Origin of the sequence: Nonomuraea antri, assembly GCF_013283785.1 — a bacterium.
Classification (GTDB): domain Bacteria; phylum Actinomycetota; class Actinomycetes; order Streptosporangiales; family Streptosporangiaceae; genus Nonomuraea; species Nonomuraea antri.
On sequence record NZ_JABCPZ010000070.1, the window covers coordinates 28394 to 44216 of the forward strand.

Sequence of the window (15823 nt, forward strand, 5' to 3'; positions counted from 1 at the left end):
TTCTAGCCTTCGAGCTCTCCTCACGACCGGTCTTCCACTCCCTCTCCGCGACCCGGCCGGGCACGCGTCTGCCCTGGTCAACGTCATTTCATCAAGGTTGCGACAAATTTCACCAAGTTTTCTGCCGGGACATTGACGGAAAAAGTGGTGAACCCTATGTTTCCCCCGTGTCAACGCCAAGTGGAGCGCATGCGCTCGTCCGCCGATCCCATGAGGAGCGCGTGCTTCGTGCGCTGCGTCAGAACGGCGCGCTGAGCCGGGGCGAGATCACCGCGCGGGTCGGACTGTCACGCACCACGGTCTCCGAGATCACCGGCGAACTGCTCGCCCGCGGCGCCATCAAGGTGGTCGCCACCGACGCCGTCGAGCGGGTGGGCAGCGGCAGGCCGGCCGAGCGCCTGGCGCTCGACCCTGGCTCCGGCCAGTACATGGGCATCGACTTCGGGCACCGCCGGGTGAACGTGGTGGTCGCCGACGCCGCGCACGACGTCATCGCCTCGGGCACCGCCCGTTACGACGAGTCGGCCCAGTGGCCGGAACGCCTGGAGTCGGGGCTGGCGCTGATCGGCAGGCTGAGCGCCGACACCGGCGTGCACTACGGCGCGCTGCAGGCGATCGGCATCGGCGTCCCCGGCTGGGGCGACCGCTCGCCCGCCGACGGCGTGGCCGAGCTGTTCGCCGAGCGCTTCCACGCCGCGGTGATCGTGGACAACAACGTGCGCTTCGCCGGCCTGGCCGAGGCGCTGCACGCGCAGTCCGAGACCGTGCGAGACCTCATCTACCTGCGGCTGTCCGACGGCGTCGGCGGCGGCCTGGTGGTCGGCGGTCAGCTCGTGCGCGGCTCCCAGGGCTACGCCGGCGAGCTCGGCCACGTCACCGTGGTCGCCGACGGCGCGCAGTGCCGGTGCGGCAAGCGCGGATGCGTGGAGACGGTCGCCTCCGTCCCCGCGATCCTGGCCCGCTGCCGGGAGCTCGGCGCGCCGGTGGACGGCGTCGCGGACCTGCGGGCCCAGGTGGAGATCGCGCACCCGGCGGTCGAGCAGGCGCTGCGCGAGGCGGGCACGGCCGTCGGCAAGGTGCTCGGCGCCGCGGCGATGACGCTCAACCCCAGCGAGATCGTCCTGGCCGGCGAGGTCGTCACCCTGGCCCCGCCGCTGCTGCAGCAGGCCAGAGCGACGATCACGTACGAGTTGTCGTGGCTGACCGACGCGGTCCCGGTGATCCGCCCGGCCCTGATGTCGGACGACGGCGGCGCGCTCGGCGCCGTGGCCGCGCTCTTCCACGAGTCCCCCCTGCTTGACGGATACGAAGCGAACCTCACGACGGACGGAGGCCGACGGTGGCCGTGACCGGCACAGATGCCACCAGGGCGCCCGGCGCCCAGGGACGGCGGCGCACGAGCAGATCCCTGCTGACCCTGAACATCGTCTCGGTCGTGGCCGGGCTGGCCCTGTGGTGGGGCCTGGCCCTGGCGGGGCTGCAGTTCCCGTCGCCGCTGGAGGTGATCGAGGCCGCCTGGCGGATGACACTCAACGGCACGCTGGCCGCCGACCTCGGCGCCTCGCTCGGCCGGGTGCTGGCCGGGTTCGCGCTCGGCTCGGTCGCGGCCGTGCTGATCGGGTTCCTCATGGGCTGGTACACGATCGCCAGAGGCCTGTTCGAGCCGTGGATCCAGTTCTTCAGGACGATCCCGCCGCTGGCGATGTTGCCGCTCGTCCTGGTGCTGCTCGGCATCGGGGAGAGCCCGAAGATCTTCGTCATCTTCCTGGCGGCGTTCCTGGCCTGCGTGGTCTCGACGTACCAGGGCGTGGTGAACGTCGACAAGACGCTCGTCAACGCCGCCCGGGTGCTCGGCGCGAAGGACGCCGTGATCTTCGCCAGGGTCGTGGTGCCCGCCTCGACCCCGTTCATCCTGGTCGGGATGCGGGTCGGGCTCGGCTCGGCCTGGGGCACGCTGGTGGCCGCCGAACTGCTGGCCGCGCAGGCCGGGCTCGGCCACCGGATGCAGAGCGCGCAGCTCTACTACGACCTGCCGACCATCTTCGTCGGCATCATCACGATCGGGATCCTCGGCCTGATCATGGACCGGCTGCTCATGCTCGCCGGAAACAAGCTCACGGCCTGGCAGGAGAGCCGATGACCACCCCCAAGATCTCCGTCCGCGACGTCCAGAAGGTCTTCGCACTCGGCAACGGCAAGGAGGACTTCGTCGCGCTCGGCGGCGTCTCCCTCGACATCGCCGACAGCGAGTTCGTGACCGTCGTCGGGCCGTCCGGCTGCGGAAAGAGCACGCTGCTCAACATCCTCGCCGGACTGGAGCAGCCCACCGGCGGCGCCGCGCTCGTCGACGGCCGGCCCGTGGCAGGACCAGGCCCCGAGCGCGGGGTCATCTTCCAGCAGTACGCGCTGTTCCCGTGGCTGACCGTGCGCGAGAACGTCGAGTTCGGGCTGCGCACCGCCAAGATCCCCAAGGACGAGCGGCGGCGCCGGGCCGAGCACTTCATCCGCCTGGTCGGCCTGGAACAGTTCGCTGACGCGCTGCCCAAGACGCTCTCGGGCGGCATGAAGCAGCGCTGCGCCATCGCCCGCGCCTACGCGGTCGACCCGTCGATCCTGCTCATGGACGAACCCTTCGGCGCACTCGACGCGCTGACCAGGGTGAAGCTGCAGGAACAGCTCCTGGAGACCTGGAGCCAGGATCGCCGGACCGTCATGTTCATCACCCACGACGTCGACGAGGCGGTGTTCCTCGCCAACCGGGTGGTCGTCATGGCCGCCAGGCCGGGGCGCATCGCCCAGATCATCGACGTCGATCTGCCCTATCCGCGTACCGAGGACATGCGGCTGAGCCCGGAGTTCGGGGACCTGCGCAACCGCGTGTGGCACGCCGTCTATCACCAGCAGCCAGTCAAGGAGCCCGCGCCATGAAGAAGACCCTGATAGCCGCCCTGATCCTCGCCCTCGGCGCGACCGCCTGCGGCGGCGGCGACGGCGGTGAGTCCGCCGCCGGCGCCACCAAGGTGAACTTCGGCTACATCGCCGACTTCAACGGCGCCAGCCTGCTGGCCGTCGCCGACAAGCAGGGCCTGTGGAAGAAGCACGGCGTCGAGCCGAAGATCAGCGTCTTCACCAACGGGCCGCTGCAGATCCAGGCGCTCGGCACCGGCGACCTCGACTTCGGCTACATCGGCCCGGGCGCCATGTGGCTGCCCGCCTCCGGCAAGGCCAAGGTCGTCGCGGTGAACACGCTCGGCAACGCCGACCGGGTGATCGCCCAGGAGGGCACGGTGTCCATCGCCGACCTGCGGGGCAAGACGGTCGGCGTGCCCGAGGGCACTTCCGGCGACATGATCCTCACGCTCGCCCTGCAGAAGGCCGGCCTGGCCAAGAGCGACGTCAAGATCGTCCCGATGGACGCGTCCACGATCGTCTCCGCCTTCACCTCCAAGCAGATCGACGCGGCCGGCTTCTGGTACCCGGCCATCGCCACGATCAAGAAGACCGTCCCGAACCTGGTCGAGCTGGCCAAGAACGAGGACTTCGCCGACAGCGTGTCGTTCCCGACCGCGTTCGTGGCCGGCAACGACGTCGTCGCCAAGCAGCAGGACAAGACCAAGAAGGTCATCGCCGTGCTGCGCGACGCCATCCAGTACCGCAGCGAGCACCTGGACGAGACCGTCGCGGCCACGGCCGAGATGCTCAACCTGCCGGCCGACCAGGTGAAGGCCGACGCCGCCAACTCCAAGATCCTCTCGCTGGCCGAGCTGGACGGCTTCACCAAGGACGGCACCGTCGACAAGTGGCTGACCGGCATGAACACCTACTTCACCCAGGCCGGGAAGCTCACCGGCGCCGTCGACCCCAAGACCTACTACACCGCTGATCTCTTCTCGGGCGCCGCCAAGTGAACATCCTCTTCCTGATGACCGACCAGCACCGGGTCGACACCCTCGGCGCGTACGGCAACCGGCTCGCCGCCACCCCGGTGCTGGACGAGCTGGCCGGCACCGGCACCAGGTTCGACCGCTGGTACACGCCCACCGCGATCTGCACGCCGGCCAGGGCGAGCCTGCTCACCGGCCAGGCGCCGTTCCGCCACAAGCTGCTGGCCAACCACGAGCGGAACGTCGGCTACCTGGAGGACCTGCCGGACGGCCAGTACACCTTCCCCCAGGCGCTGCGCGAGGTCGGCTACAACTGCGGGCTCATCGGCAAGTGGCACGTCGGGCACCATCGCAGGGCCGCCGACTTCGGCTTCGACGGGCCCGACCTGCCCGGCTGGCACAACCCGGTCGACCACCCCGACTACCTCGCCTACCTGGCCGAGCGCGGGCTGCCGCCGTACGAGATCCACGACCACATCCGCGGCACGCTGCCCAACGGCGGCCCCGGCAACCTGCTGGCGGCGCGGCTGCGCCAGCCGGTCGAGGCGACGTTCGAGCACTACCTGGCCACCCGCGCGATCGAGATGCTGGAACGTTACAGCGCCGAAGGCAAGCTGTTCTTCCTGCAGCTCAACTTCTTCGGCCCGCACCTGCCGTACATCGTGCCCGACGAGTACTTCGACATGTTCGACCCCGACCTGGTCGAGCTGCCCAAGTCGATCGCCGAGACGTTCGCGGACAAGCCGCCGGTGCAGGCCAACTACAGCGCGCACTGGACGTTCGACACCATGCCGCTGGAGGTGACGCGCAAGCTCATCGCGGTCTACTGGGGCTACGTGGCGCTCATCGACGCCCAGATCGGCCGGGTCATGGACGCCATGCGCCGCCTCGGCCTGGACGACGAGACCGCCGTGTTCTTCACCTGCGACCACGGCGAGTTCACCGGCGCGCACCGGCTGCACGACAAGGGCCCGGCGATGTACGAGGACATCTACCGCACCCCCGGCCTGCTGCGCCTGCCGGGCCAGGAACCCGGCGTGGTCAGGACGGAGTTCGTCAGCCTGCTCGACTGCACGGCCACCATCCTGGACCTGGCCGGGCTCGACCCGTCGCCCGCGGTCGACTCGCGCAGCCTGGTGCCGCTGGCCAAGGGCGAGCAGGTGCCGTGGGAGGAGGACATCGTCTGCGAGTTCCACGGCCACCACTTCCCCTATCCGCAGCGGATGATCAGGACGGACCGCTACAAGCTGGTCGTCAACCCGGACTCGACCAACGAGCTGTACGACCTGTTCACCGACCCCGACGAGCTGCTCAACCGCTACACCCACCCCGAGATGGCCGAGGTGCGCGCGCGGCTCATGCAGCGGCTCTACGAGGTGCTGCGGGCTCGGGGCGACAACTTCTACCACTGGATGACCTCGATGTACGACGTCGGCGACGTCTCCTACGACCCCACCATGAGCGGGCTGGACGAGGCGACCTACCGGTGAGACGGCCCAACATCGTCCTGATCCTCACCGACGACCACGCCGCGCACGCCATCAGCGCCTACGGCTCGGTCGTCAACCGCACCCCGAGGATCGACGAGATCGCCGGGCTCGGCGCCAGGTTCGACCACTGCTTCGCCACCAACGCGCTGTGCTCGCCGAGCCGGGCGAGCATTCTCACCGGGACGTACTCGCACGTCAACGGCGTCACCACGCTGGAGACGCCGATCGACGCCGGCCAGCCGACCTTCGTGTCGCTGCTGCGCGAGTCCGGCTACCGCACCGCGATCGTCGGCAAGTGGCACATGGGCGAAGGGCCCGGCCACGACCCGGAGGGCTTCGACCACTGGGACGTGCTGATCGACCAGGGCGAGTACGTCGATCCCCGGTTCCTGTCGGCCGGCGGGCTGCGCACCGAGCCGGGTTACGCCACGGACGTCATCACCGACCTGGCCCTGCGCTGGGCCGACGGGCTCGACGGCGACGACCCGTGGTGCCTGCTGATCTGCCACAAGGCCCCGCACCGGCCGTGGACGCCGGACGCCGAGCACGCCGGGATGTACGCCGACCCCATCCCGGTGCCGGCCACGTTCACCGACGACCTGACCGGCCGCTCGTCCTCGGCCAGGCGGGCGGCGATGCGCATCGCCGAGCACCTGACCGCCGACGACCTCAAGCGCGACCCGCCGGACGGGCTGTCGTACGAGGAGCTGGCGCTGTGGAAGTACCAGCGCTACATGGAGGACTACCTGGCGGTCGTGGCCTCGGTCGACGACAACGTGGGCCGGGTCGTCGACTGGCTGCGCGAGCGCGGCGACATCGAGGACACGCTGCTCATGTACTGTTCCGACCAGGGCTTCTTCCTCGGCGATCACGGCTGGTTCGACAAGCGCCTGATGTACGAGGAGTCGCTGCGGATGCCGCTGGTGCTCAGCTACCCGCGCCGGGTGCCCGCCGGGCAGGAGCACACCGGCATCGTCACCAACGTCGACTTCGCCCGGACCCTGCTGGAGGCGGCCGGGGTGCCCGCGCACCCGCGCATGCAGGGCCGCAGCTTCCTGGCCGACCTGACGGGCGAGCCGGGACCGGCCCCGGCCGAGGGCATGTACTACCGCTACTGGGAACACGACGACGTCTGGCACAAGGCGCCGGCGCACTACGGCTACCGCACCGCCCGATACAAGATTATTTATTACTACAACGACGGCCTGGGACTGCCGGGGACCGGCCCGGCGACGTACCCGGGGGAGTGGGAGCTGTACGACCTGGAGACCGACCCCGAGGAGCTGCGCAACGTGTACCTGGACCCGGCGTACCTGGAGGTCCGCGAAGAGCTGAAGGTCCGCCTGTGGCGGGCGCAGGCCGAGCTCGGCGACCGCCCGCACCCGGGCCAGCCGGTCCCCGAGGGGGTCTGACATGGCGGGGGAGTGCTGCGCGCCGGCCACCACAGCGGTCACCGCAGCGGTCACCACAGCGATCACCACTGCGCCCGTCACGGGGACCCCGGCCGGTCCCGCGCGCTTCGCCGCCACCGGGGAGCACGCCGTCGAGCAGGTCGAACTGCCCGGCGGGGCGTTCCTCATGGGCGACTCGCGCGGCGACGGCAACCCGGGAGACGGTGAGGGGCCCGTGCACCGCGTGGTCGTGCCGGCCTTCTCCATCGACGCGACCACCGTGACCACCGCCGACTTCGCCGCCTTCACCGCGGCGACCGGCTACCGCACCGAGGCCGAGACGTACGGCTTCTCCGCCGTCTTCCACCTGGCCCTGCGCGCCCGGCCGCAGGACGTGATGCGGCCGGTGCCCGGCGTGCCGTGGTGGATCGGGGTGCGCGGGGCCGACTGGCGCCACCCGGGCGGCCCGCTGTCCGAGGCCGAACCCGACCACCCCGTCGTGCACGTGAGCTGGAACGACGCGATGGCGTACTGCTCCTGGGCCGGACGCAGGCTGCCCACCGAGGCCGAGTGGGAGTACGCCTCCCGCGGCGGCCTGGAAGGCGCCCGCTACCCCTGGGGCGACGACCTGCCCGACGGCGAATGGCCGGTGAACATCTGGCAGGGCGTCTTCCCCACGAGCAACACCCTGGAGGACGGCCACCTCACCACGGCCCCGGTGCGCGCGTACGCGCCCAACGCCTACGGCCTGTGGCAGACGGTCGGCAACGTGTGGGAGTGGTGCGCGGACTGGTACGACCCCGGCTACTACGCCGTCTCACCCGAGCACGACCCGCGCGGCCCCAGCCACGGCTCGCACCCGGGCCCGCACCCGGGCGTAGCCAGGGTGCTGCGCGGCGGCTCCTTCCTGTGCCACGACTCCTACTGCAACCGCTACCGCAACTCGGCCAGATCGGGCAACACCCCCGACTCCTCCATGGCCAACGCCGGATTCAGGACCGTCTCCCCGCGCGCCTGACCCACTGCCGCCGCCGGGCCGCGCCGCCCCTGTCCTGCGCCGGTAGGCGTTTGTCAGTGATCGCCGCTAACGTTCCGCGCATCGCCGCGGCGGCGGACGTGCCGCGCGCGTGACACATCCCTGACGGCTCCACCATGGAAGGCGGCGGCAAGTGGGTTGGCTGGCGGCGGGCGACGCGTATGAGGTCGCACTGATAGAGGGCAAGGTCACGGCGAGAGCCGCGACCGGCCGGTCGGCGGGGCGACAGCTGAAGACCCTGCCGAAGGCGGTGCGCGAACACCCCGAGACGGACCGGCTGCGCCGCTTCGCCGAATGGCTCGACAGGCACGCCGCGTCCTGCGTGGCGCACGTCGACGCCTGGATGGTGTCCTCGCTGCCGGTGCCGACCGGGCTGATCGCCCAGGTCTGGCCGGACGAGGCGTGGCAGGCGGCCCTGCGCGACATGGCGGTGGTCGGCGACGACCCCGACGAGGTGGGGTTCCTGCGCGACGTCACCGACGCGGGCGAGCTGCGGATGGTCAATCTCGACGGCGAGACCGTCCGGCTGTCGCCGCGCACGGTGACGCTGCCGCACCCGGTGCTGCTGCCCGACCTCGACGACCTGCGCGAGTTCGCCGCCGAGCTGGGCGTCACCCAGCGGGTCGAGCAGATCCACCGGGCCGTCTGGCGCAGGCCCGCCGACCCCGGCGCGAAGGCACGCCAGGTCACCGAGTTCGCCGGCGGCACGTACGCCTCACGCTTCGGCCTGGCGGCCCGGGCCACCCAGCTCGGCTACCGGGTCTCCGGCGGGTTCGCCACCTGCCGGGTCCACGAGGGCGGCAGCCTCACCGAGGCGGCCGTGTGGATCGGCGAACCGTACTGGGACGACGAGATGTCCACCGGCAACCTCACCTGGCGCGACCAGGACGGCAGGGCGCTCGTGCTCCGCGAGGTCGGCCAGGTCGCCTGGTCGGAGGGCATGCGGATGGCCGCCGCGCTGTACGCGGGCCGCCGGGTCGAAGAGGGGAAGGACGCATGACCGCACAGCCGACGCAGGAGAGGGAACCGGACCGGACCGACCTGTCCGTCGCGGAAGCCGAGGTGATGCTCACCGCCGGCGCCGTGCTGCCACCCGGCACGCGAGGGGCTGGAGAGCGGGCCGTGCCGCTGGTCGCCCGCGCCTACCGGCACCCCGGGCTCGACGACCGCGTGATCGTCCGGCTGGTCCCCGGGGAGCTGAGCGCCGCGGAAGACCAGGCGGCCGGCTTCCTCGGCATGACGCCCGACGGCGAGGCCGCCGTGGTCGGCCTGGGCCTGCGGCGCTCGCTCGGCTTCCCCGAATGGGTGCTCGCGCACCACCCGGAGGACGGCCACCACGCGCTGGCCGTCGTGCCCGAGCTGGAGCGCGCCGCCCGCCAGTCCAGGTCCAAGCCCAAGTCCGCGCTCGAGGCGTTCCAGCGGCTGGCCGGGCAGCTGGCCGTGTCCGTCCCGCACTTCCTGCCCACCTTCTACGAGCAGGCGGGCCGGCTGTTCCTGGACGCCGACAACACTCAATACGCCGGCCAGCTCTTCTCCGCCGCGCGCAAGGCCGAGGCCCAGCACGGGCTGCCCGTCGACGACGACCGGCTCGACGCGGTGTTCCTGGAGTTCGCGCTGGCCGGAGCGCTGCCGGTCAAGGTGCTCTCCGGCTACGCCAAGGACCTGGCCGCCCGGCTGCCCGCCGACGAGGCGCTGCGCCGATACGCGCGCCTGTGCGTGCGCAGGACGGCCGGCGGGCTCGCGCCGTCGGCGCAGATGGCCACCGACATCCGCAGGCTGGCCAAGGCCGCGGGCGTCGACGCCGACACGGCCGAACAGGACTACCTGTCCGAACTGCTCACCCTGCCCGCCATCATGGAGGCCGCGACCGGTTGGTGGAAGGCGCACGCCCCGGCCGTCGCGGCGCTGGCCAGGCAGCGGCCCGAGCTGCGCGGCACGCTGCTGAACAACGTCCCGGCGAGCGACGACCGGGAGCTGCCCGGCATCTGGCTCGGCATCCTGGAGTCGTCGGGCGCGACCGCCGGCCTGCACACCGACGTGCCGGAGGAGGAGCGCGCCGCCGACGGCGCCGCCGGCTGGACCCGCAGGTTCCTCGCCGCCCGCGACCGCGGCTGGGGCTTCCCCGCGCACCTGCCCGCACTCCACGCGCTGATCGAGCGCATGGCCGACCGGCTGCGCGCCGAGCTGACCGCCGCCGGGCAGTCGCTCCCCGCCTGCGACGACCCCGACCTGCTCGACCTGTTGCTCGCCCTGGACCTCCCGGTGGCCGACCCCGGCGACCAGACCACGCTCCGGCTGGACCGCTGGGCCGAGCGCGACGACCGGCGCGACCTGCGCGCCCTGGCGGCCGACCCGCGCTTCCGCCCCGCCTTCCGCCACGGCGCGTTCCGCCTGGACCCGGACGACGAAGGCCGGGCCGCCGTCCTCGCCCTGGCCGCCGCGCCCGGCGGGCGTCCGATGCTGACCGAGTGGGTGAGCCTGGTCGCCGGGCAGACGGCCGCCGCCGGGCTGCCCCGCCTGCCCGACGCGCTGCGCCGCCTGTCCTGGCTGCCCGGCGAGGTGCTGGCCCTGGCCGAGGACGACGTCCGCCAGGCCGTCGCCGAGGCGAGCGTGGCCGGGGTGCTCGCCCGCACGCTCCGCGCCGGCATCATCGACGAGCTGGGCTGGCCCGCCTTCGAGGACGCCGCGGCGAACCTGGTGCCCGAGAAGGACGTCGACGACATCATCGTGTGCGACGCCTGGCCGCACCTGGTCGTGGCCGGCACCGCGCAGGCCAGGGTGCTCGGCCCCGAGGGCACCGTGCTCACCCACGACCTGCGCGTCCCGGCCGGCGACACCTGGAACGACCCCGGCTTCCACTACGTGGACGGCGACCTGCTCGTCTACTGGGACTCGCGGTCCCGCCAGAACGGGCTGCGCGGCTACTGGCACACCGCCGCCGACCAGGTACGCGACCTCGACGGCATCGACCGCACCCGGGGCACCAGGCTCGACTACTACCAGGGCGACAACCAGCTCAGCCTCGCCGTCCCCGGCGGCGGCCGCACCACCGGGTACGCCCCGCTGCACGCCGGCGACACGGCGGTGCCCGAGGAGCGTCCCGTGCTGACCGACGGCACGTCCTTCTGGATCTGGGCATGGGACGGCGAGACCTCAGACTGGTACGAGTTCGACCCGGCGAGCGGCAGGACCGGCCGCCGCTCGGCGCCCGGCTTCCTGGCCGACGCGCTGCGCACCGCGCCCGCCGGCAGCGCTCTCGACCACGGCTGGCTGCTGCCCGCGCCCTCCGCCGAGCCGACCCCGGCGGGCACGCCCGTGAACGGCCTGTTCGGCCTGCGCGTGGTGGGACTGCCCGACGGGTCGCGCCGCGCCGAGGACCTCTCCGGGCTGTCCATGACCGTGCCGCCCAACGCCGGCACGCCGGTCCGCCTGCTGACGTTCCCCGGCGCCGAACGGCCGTGCGCCGTCGTGCGCAGGAGCTACCGGGTGGACCTGGTCGACGCCGACGGCGTCGTGCTGGCCGAGCTCAAGACCGACGGCAGGCCCGGCGCGTTCGGCGCGGGCACGCTCATCCTGCCGCCCGAGTCGTACTGGTACTGCCTGCGGCCCCGCGACCCGGAAGGGTCGGCGACCCTGCGCGCGGTGGGCGAGGAGACGACCGCGGCCCTGCTCGAAGCCGCCGAACCCGAGGACGCCGACGTGGCCGCGGCCGTCCGCGCGCTGCTGCCGGGCGTGACGAACGAGTCGCTGGTCAAGGGCATCGCGGCGATCGCCGGGTTCGCCGCCGTCCAGCAGACCGCGGTGCGTGCCGTCGTGGCCGAGCTCACCCGGGCGCTGACCGGCGCCCCGGTCGAGGAGCAGACCTGGATCGGGCCCTCCGACAGCCTGCTCGACCACGCGATCAACGGCCTCGGCACCACCTCCGACCAGTACACGCTCCGCGACAGCCGCGACGGAGCCTGCCGGCAGATCCGGGCGATCGGCCAGGCCGTCGCCGCCCCGGCGGAGCCCGCGGAGTCGCGCGTCCACGTCGGGCTGCCGGACGTGCACGTCGGGCTGCCCGGGCTGCCGGTCGCGGGCCTGCGCTGGGAGCGGTGGCTGGACCACTGCGCGGCGCTGGCGTACCGGAGCGCGGCGGCCACCACCTCCGCCGAGCACCGCGCCGCGCTGCGGGCGCTGCTGCGCGAGCTGAACGACGGCGGCCTGCCCGTCACGGCCGACCTCGCCCGCTGGCGGCGCATGACGATGCGGCTGGCCCGCGAACACGTGCGGACGCCCGGCGGCCGCCTGCCCGACGAGCCGCTGTGCGGGCTGCTGCCCCTGGCCGGCGGCGCGTTCGTCGCCTTCGTCCACCCGAAGCCGGAACACTACGACGGCCTGAGCTGGACGGCGCTGTTCCACGACCCGGCCGGCCGGTTCGAGATCCCCGAGCCGTACACCGCGCACGACTTCGCCCCGATCGGCGAGGAACGGGTGGCAGGCTGGCTGGAGACGTTCCTCGCCGAGCTCGACACGCGCGGCCCGGCGACCTGGCAGGCGGCCGCCGCCGACGAGTTCACCCGGCTCACCGGCGTGCCCGAGACGTCCGCGCGGCTGATCGTGGCCGGGTTCCCGCGGATCGAGGTCTACAGCAGGAGCTTCCTCGACAAGGAGGCCCGCACCCTGCTCGGGGTGAAGGTGGCCGACGCCGCCGTCGCCAAGGGAGAGCTGGAGCAGATCCCCGACGCCGTCCGGCGCGCCGTCACCGCGGCGCTGCTGCCCGCCGACCCGGCCAGGCTGTGGACCGACGGGCCCGACATGGCCGCCGCGGCCGAGGTGTGGAACTCCCGCGTCGGGCAGCGCGTGGCCCTGCCGGAATGGCTGCTCGGCGAGGCCAACCGCGCCGTGCGCGGCGCCTGGGACACCGCTCACGGCCTGCGCGCCGTGCTCGACCCCGCCGCCGCGCCCGAGCTGAGCCAGGACCGGACCTGGGAGGTGCGCGGCGACCGCGTCCAGCCGGTCGCCGGTCAGGGCGCCGGCTTCGGCGGCGCGTCGCTGGTCATGGCCGTCGCCACGGCCGGCTGGCTGGCGCACCGGCTCCCCGCCGGGCACCCGCTGCGCGCCGCGCTGCCCGCCGCCCTGTCCGCGGTACGCGACCGGCTCGCCAACCCCGGGCTGCTGCTCGACCTCGACGAGTACGTCAGTCTGCCCGGCTTCAAGAAGGCCGCGGGAACCCCGACCGAGACCGGCGCCGGGTTCGAGCGGTACGGCGCGGTCATCATGGCCACCCACGACAGCCAGCCGTCGCCCGCGCTCCGGCTCGACCTGCTCGACTCCAGCGGCGACGACCCCTACCTGCGGGCACTGATCGGGCTGAACGGCGAGTTCGGGCCGGTGTCCGCGCTGCGCGTCGCGCTCGACCCGGACTTCGCCGCGCTCCTCGCCGACCCGGGCGACCCGGCGCAGGGCGAACGCGACGCCGACGGCACCTGGTGGCCGCAGGACCCCACCCGCTCGGTGCCCGACCTGGTCGTGGACGTGGCCAAGGCACACGGGCTGGGCGAGGACGCCGCCGCCGTCTACCTGATGCTGCTGGCCATGCCCGACCCGGCCGACCGCAACGTCGCCCGCTGGACCGGCTGGAAGCCGGCCAGGCTCAAGGCGGCGCGGACCGAACTGGCCGGCACCGACCTGGTGCTGCAGGCCGCCCGCGCCCGGGCCGGGCGCTCGCTGTTCCTGCCCGGCGGCTGGTCGGAGCAGCGCAGCCCGCGCCTGCCGCTGGAGCTGTGGAAACTGCCCATGTTCCGCCACGACGGGTGGCTCGGCACGCCGCTCGTGCCTGGCGAGCCCGTGGCCGCGCTCTACGCCAGGGCGTGGCGGCGCGTCCAGGACGGCGACGTGCCCCGGTTCCAGCAGCTCGACGTCAAGCGCGGCCGCGGCCGAGGTCGGCGGTGACGCGGCCCAGCGGCTCGGCTTCCGTGCGCCTTCCTCGCTTGCTTCCTTCCTGACACTCACCGGACTTTCTTTCGCAGAGGACCCCTCCATGACACTCACCGAAGAGGTGACCCCCGCCGCGCAGGTGCTCTCCGCCGAGCAGCGGTACGCCACCGAGCTGGCCTTCCTCGCCGCCCACGACGGCGGCCCGCGTCCGCCCGGCTGGCTGCTGACGCCGCGCGCCGTGGTGACCTTCATCTGCGGCAGCGGCGACGAGACCCTCGCCCTGCCCGGGACCGTGCCCGACGGGCTGCCCGGAAGGCTGAAGGTGGCGCCCAAGTTCGTCGGCGAGCGCGCGCTGGTCGAGCGCTGCGTCGTCACGCTGGCCGGCGAGCGCGGCCTGCTGCTGGTCGGCGAGCCGGGCACGGCCAAGTCCATGCTGTCGGAGCTGCTGTCCGCCGCCGTGTGCGGCACCAGCGCGCTCACCGTCCAGGGCACCGCGGGCACCACGGAAGACGCCTTCCGCTACGGCTGGAACTACGCGCTGCTGCTGGCCCAGGGGCCGAGCCGGGCCGCGCTCGTCGACTCGCCCGTGCTCACCGCCATGCGGTCGGGACGGGTCGCCAGGGTCGAGGAGATCACCCGCTGCCTGCCCGAGGTGCAGGACGCGCTGGTCTCCATCCTGTCCGACCGGCGGGTCAGCGTGCCCGAGCTGGCCGGCACCGGCGACGCCCAGGTGGCCGCCGCGCCCGGCTTCACCGTGATCGCCACGGCCAACCTCCGCGACCGGGGCGTCTCCGAGATGTCGGCCGCGCTCAAGCGGCGTTTCAACTTCGAGACCGTCGACCCCATCGCCGACGCGGCGGCCGAGACGTCCCTGGTGCGGCGGCAGGCCACGGCGGTCGTCCAGCGGGCCGGGGCCGGCTTCTCCGTGGACGACGCGGTGCTCGAAGCGCTGGTCACGGTCTTCCGCGACCTGCGCAACGGGCGCTCCGACGAGGGCTGGGACGTCGAGCGTCCCGGCACCGTCATGTCCACCGCCGAGGCCGTGCAGGTGGCCGCCTCGCTCGGGGTGGCCGCCGCTTACCTGCCCGCCGGTGACGTGCTGGACCTGGTGCCCGGGCACCTGCTGGGCGTCGTACGCAAGGACGACCCGGCCGACCACGGGCGGCTGCTCGGCTACTGGGACGGGCCGGTGCGGCGGCGCGCCGAACACGGGTCGGCGATGTGGCGCAGGCTCTGGGACCTGCGGGAGAACCTGCGTTGACCGATCACGTGAACCTGACGGATCGCGGCGGCGACGCGGTTTTGGCGGGGGATCCGCGGCAGGCGGTGGCCGCGCTGGCCGCCGCCACCCGGCCGTACCTGCTGGGGGTGCGCCACCACAGCCCGGCGCTCGCCGTCGTGCTCCCCGCGCTGCTCGAGGCGGCGGACGTGACGGCGGTGTGCGTCGAACTGCCCGCCGACTTCCAGCAGTGGCTCCCGTACCTGGCCGACCCGGGCACCGTCGCCCCGGTCGCACTCGCCGGGGGCGGGCCGGACGGCGGGCTCGGGTTCTACCCGTTCGCCGACTTCTCGCCCGAACTGGTGGCGATCAGGTGGGCGGCCGCGCGCGGGGTCGAGGTGCTGTGCTGCGACCTGCCGCTGTCCGACCCGGGCTGGCGGCCCGCGGACCCGGCTCCCGGGGAACTGGCTCCTGACGACGCGGCTCCTGGGGGCGCGGCTCCCGAGAACCTGGCTCCCGGGGGCGCGGCTCCCGGGAACCCGGCTCCCGGGGACACGTCGCCGGTGGCGGGCTCGGTGCGTGGCTCGTTCGCCGACGCGCTGGCCGCCTCGGGCACCGGACGCGACGGCGACGACATGTGGGATCGGGCCGTGGAGGTCCTGGCGCCGGGGTGCACGCCGGAAGCCGTCCGGCGAGCCGCGCTCGGCGTCGGCTGGGCACTGCGCAGGGACGCGGCGGCGGCCGGCGGGATCCCGGCCAGGAACCTGGCGCGGGAGGCGCACATGCGGCGCGTCCTGGCGGAAGCCGCGGCGGGCGGTCGGCGGGTCGCGGCGGTCGTCGGCGCCTTCCACGCCCCCGCACTCCTCACCCTCGAACCCACCCCC

At 73.2% G+C, this 15823-nt stretch carries 11 protein-coding genes; all 11 read left to right on the plus strand.

The window, feature by feature from the left end; all coding sequences use genetic code 11:
• Positions 1 to 221 precede the first annotated feature (221 nt).
• The gene (locus HII36_RS23320) at positions 222 to 1349 is read left to right on the plus strand and encodes an ROK family transcriptional regulator (protein ID WP_217369852.1); all 1128 of its coding nucleotides are present in this window, start codon (positions 222 to 224) and stop codon (positions 1347 to 1349) included.
• Positions 1346 to 2140: an ABC transporter permease gene (locus tag HII36_RS23325; RefSeq protein ID WP_328807836.1), complete on the plus strand. Its 795-nt coding sequence runs from the start codon at positions 1346 to 1348 to the stop codon at positions 2138 to 2140. Before HII36_RS23320 ends, HII36_RS23325 begins: the two co-directional genes overlap by 4 nt.
• A complete protein-coding gene (locus HII36_RS23330; protein WP_173525360.1) occupies positions 2137 to 2928 on the plus strand; it encodes an ABC transporter ATP-binding protein in 792 nt (263 codons plus the stop codon). The genes HII36_RS23325 and HII36_RS23330 overlap by 4 nt, the downstream gene beginning before the upstream one ends.
• Complete coding sequence (locus tag HII36_RS23335; RefSeq protein ID WP_173525361.1) at positions 2925 to 3908, plus strand: aliphatic sulfonate ABC transporter substrate-binding protein; 984 nt, start codon at positions 2925 to 2927, stop codon at positions 3906 to 3908. Before HII36_RS23330 ends, HII36_RS23335 begins: the two co-directional genes overlap by 4 nt.
• Positions 3905 to 5374: a sulfatase-like hydrolase/transferase gene (locus HII36_RS23340; RefSeq protein WP_328807837.1), complete on the plus strand. Its 1470-nt coding sequence runs from the start codon at positions 3905 to 3907 to the stop codon at positions 5372 to 5374. The genes HII36_RS23335 and HII36_RS23340 overlap by 4 nt, the downstream gene beginning before the upstream one ends.
• Entirely contained in the window at positions 5371 to 6786 is a 1416-nt protein-coding gene (locus tag HII36_RS23345; RefSeq protein WP_173525363.1) for a sulfatase family protein, read from the plus strand. Before HII36_RS23340 ends, HII36_RS23345 begins: the two co-directional genes overlap by 4 nt.
• Position 6787: 1 nt before the next feature.
• Complete coding sequence (locus tag HII36_RS23350; RefSeq protein WP_173525364.1) at positions 6788 to 7783, plus strand: formylglycine-generating enzyme family protein; 996 nt, start codon at positions 6788 to 6790, stop codon at positions 7781 to 7783.
• 151 nt (positions 7784 to 7934) lie between these two features.
• Positions 7935 to 8801 (plus strand): DUF4132 domain-containing protein, encoded by an 867-nt coding sequence (locus HII36_RS23355; RefSeq protein WP_173525365.1) that lies wholly within the window; start codon positions 7935 to 7937, stop codon positions 8799 to 8801.
• Positions 8798 to 13735, plus strand: coding sequence for a DNA-binding protein (locus HII36_RS23360; RefSeq protein ID WP_236003787.1), 4938 nt, complete (start codon positions 8798 to 8800; stop codon positions 13733 to 13735). Before HII36_RS23355 ends, HII36_RS23360 begins: the two co-directional genes overlap by 4 nt.
• An 88-nt stretch (positions 13736 to 13823) precedes the next feature.
• Complete coding sequence (locus HII36_RS23365; RefSeq protein WP_173525366.1) at positions 13824 to 14981, plus strand: ATP-binding protein; 1158 nt, start codon at positions 13824 to 13826, stop codon at positions 14979 to 14981.
• A partial coding sequence (locus HII36_RS23370; protein ID WP_236003788.1) for a DUF5682 family protein occupies positions 14978 to 15823 on the plus strand: 846 nt, incomplete at its 3' end. The genes HII36_RS23365 and HII36_RS23370, both read left to right, overlap by 4 nt.

Excerpts from the sequence above, each read along its gene's own strand:
- HII36_RS23365 (WP_173525366.1), top strand. The coding sequence starts at position 13,824 with ATGACACTCACCGAAGAGGTGACCCCCGCCGCGCAGGTGCTCTCCGCC.
- HII36_RS23350 (WP_173525364.1), top strand. The coding sequence starts at position 6,788 with ATGGCGGGGGAGTGCTGCGCGCCGGCCACCACAGCGGTCACCGCAGCG.
- HII36_RS23335 (WP_173525361.1), top strand. The coding sequence starts at position 2,925 with ATGAAGAAGACCCTGATAGCCGCCCTGATCCTCGCCCTCGGCGCGACC.
- HII36_RS23360 (WP_236003787.1), top strand. The coding sequence starts at position 8,798 with ATGACCGCACAGCCGACGCAGGAGAGGGAACCGGACCGGACCGACCTG.
- HII36_RS23330 (WP_173525360.1), top strand. The coding sequence starts at position 2,137 with ATGACCACCCCCAAGATCTCCGTCCGCGACGTCCAGAAGGTCTTCGCA.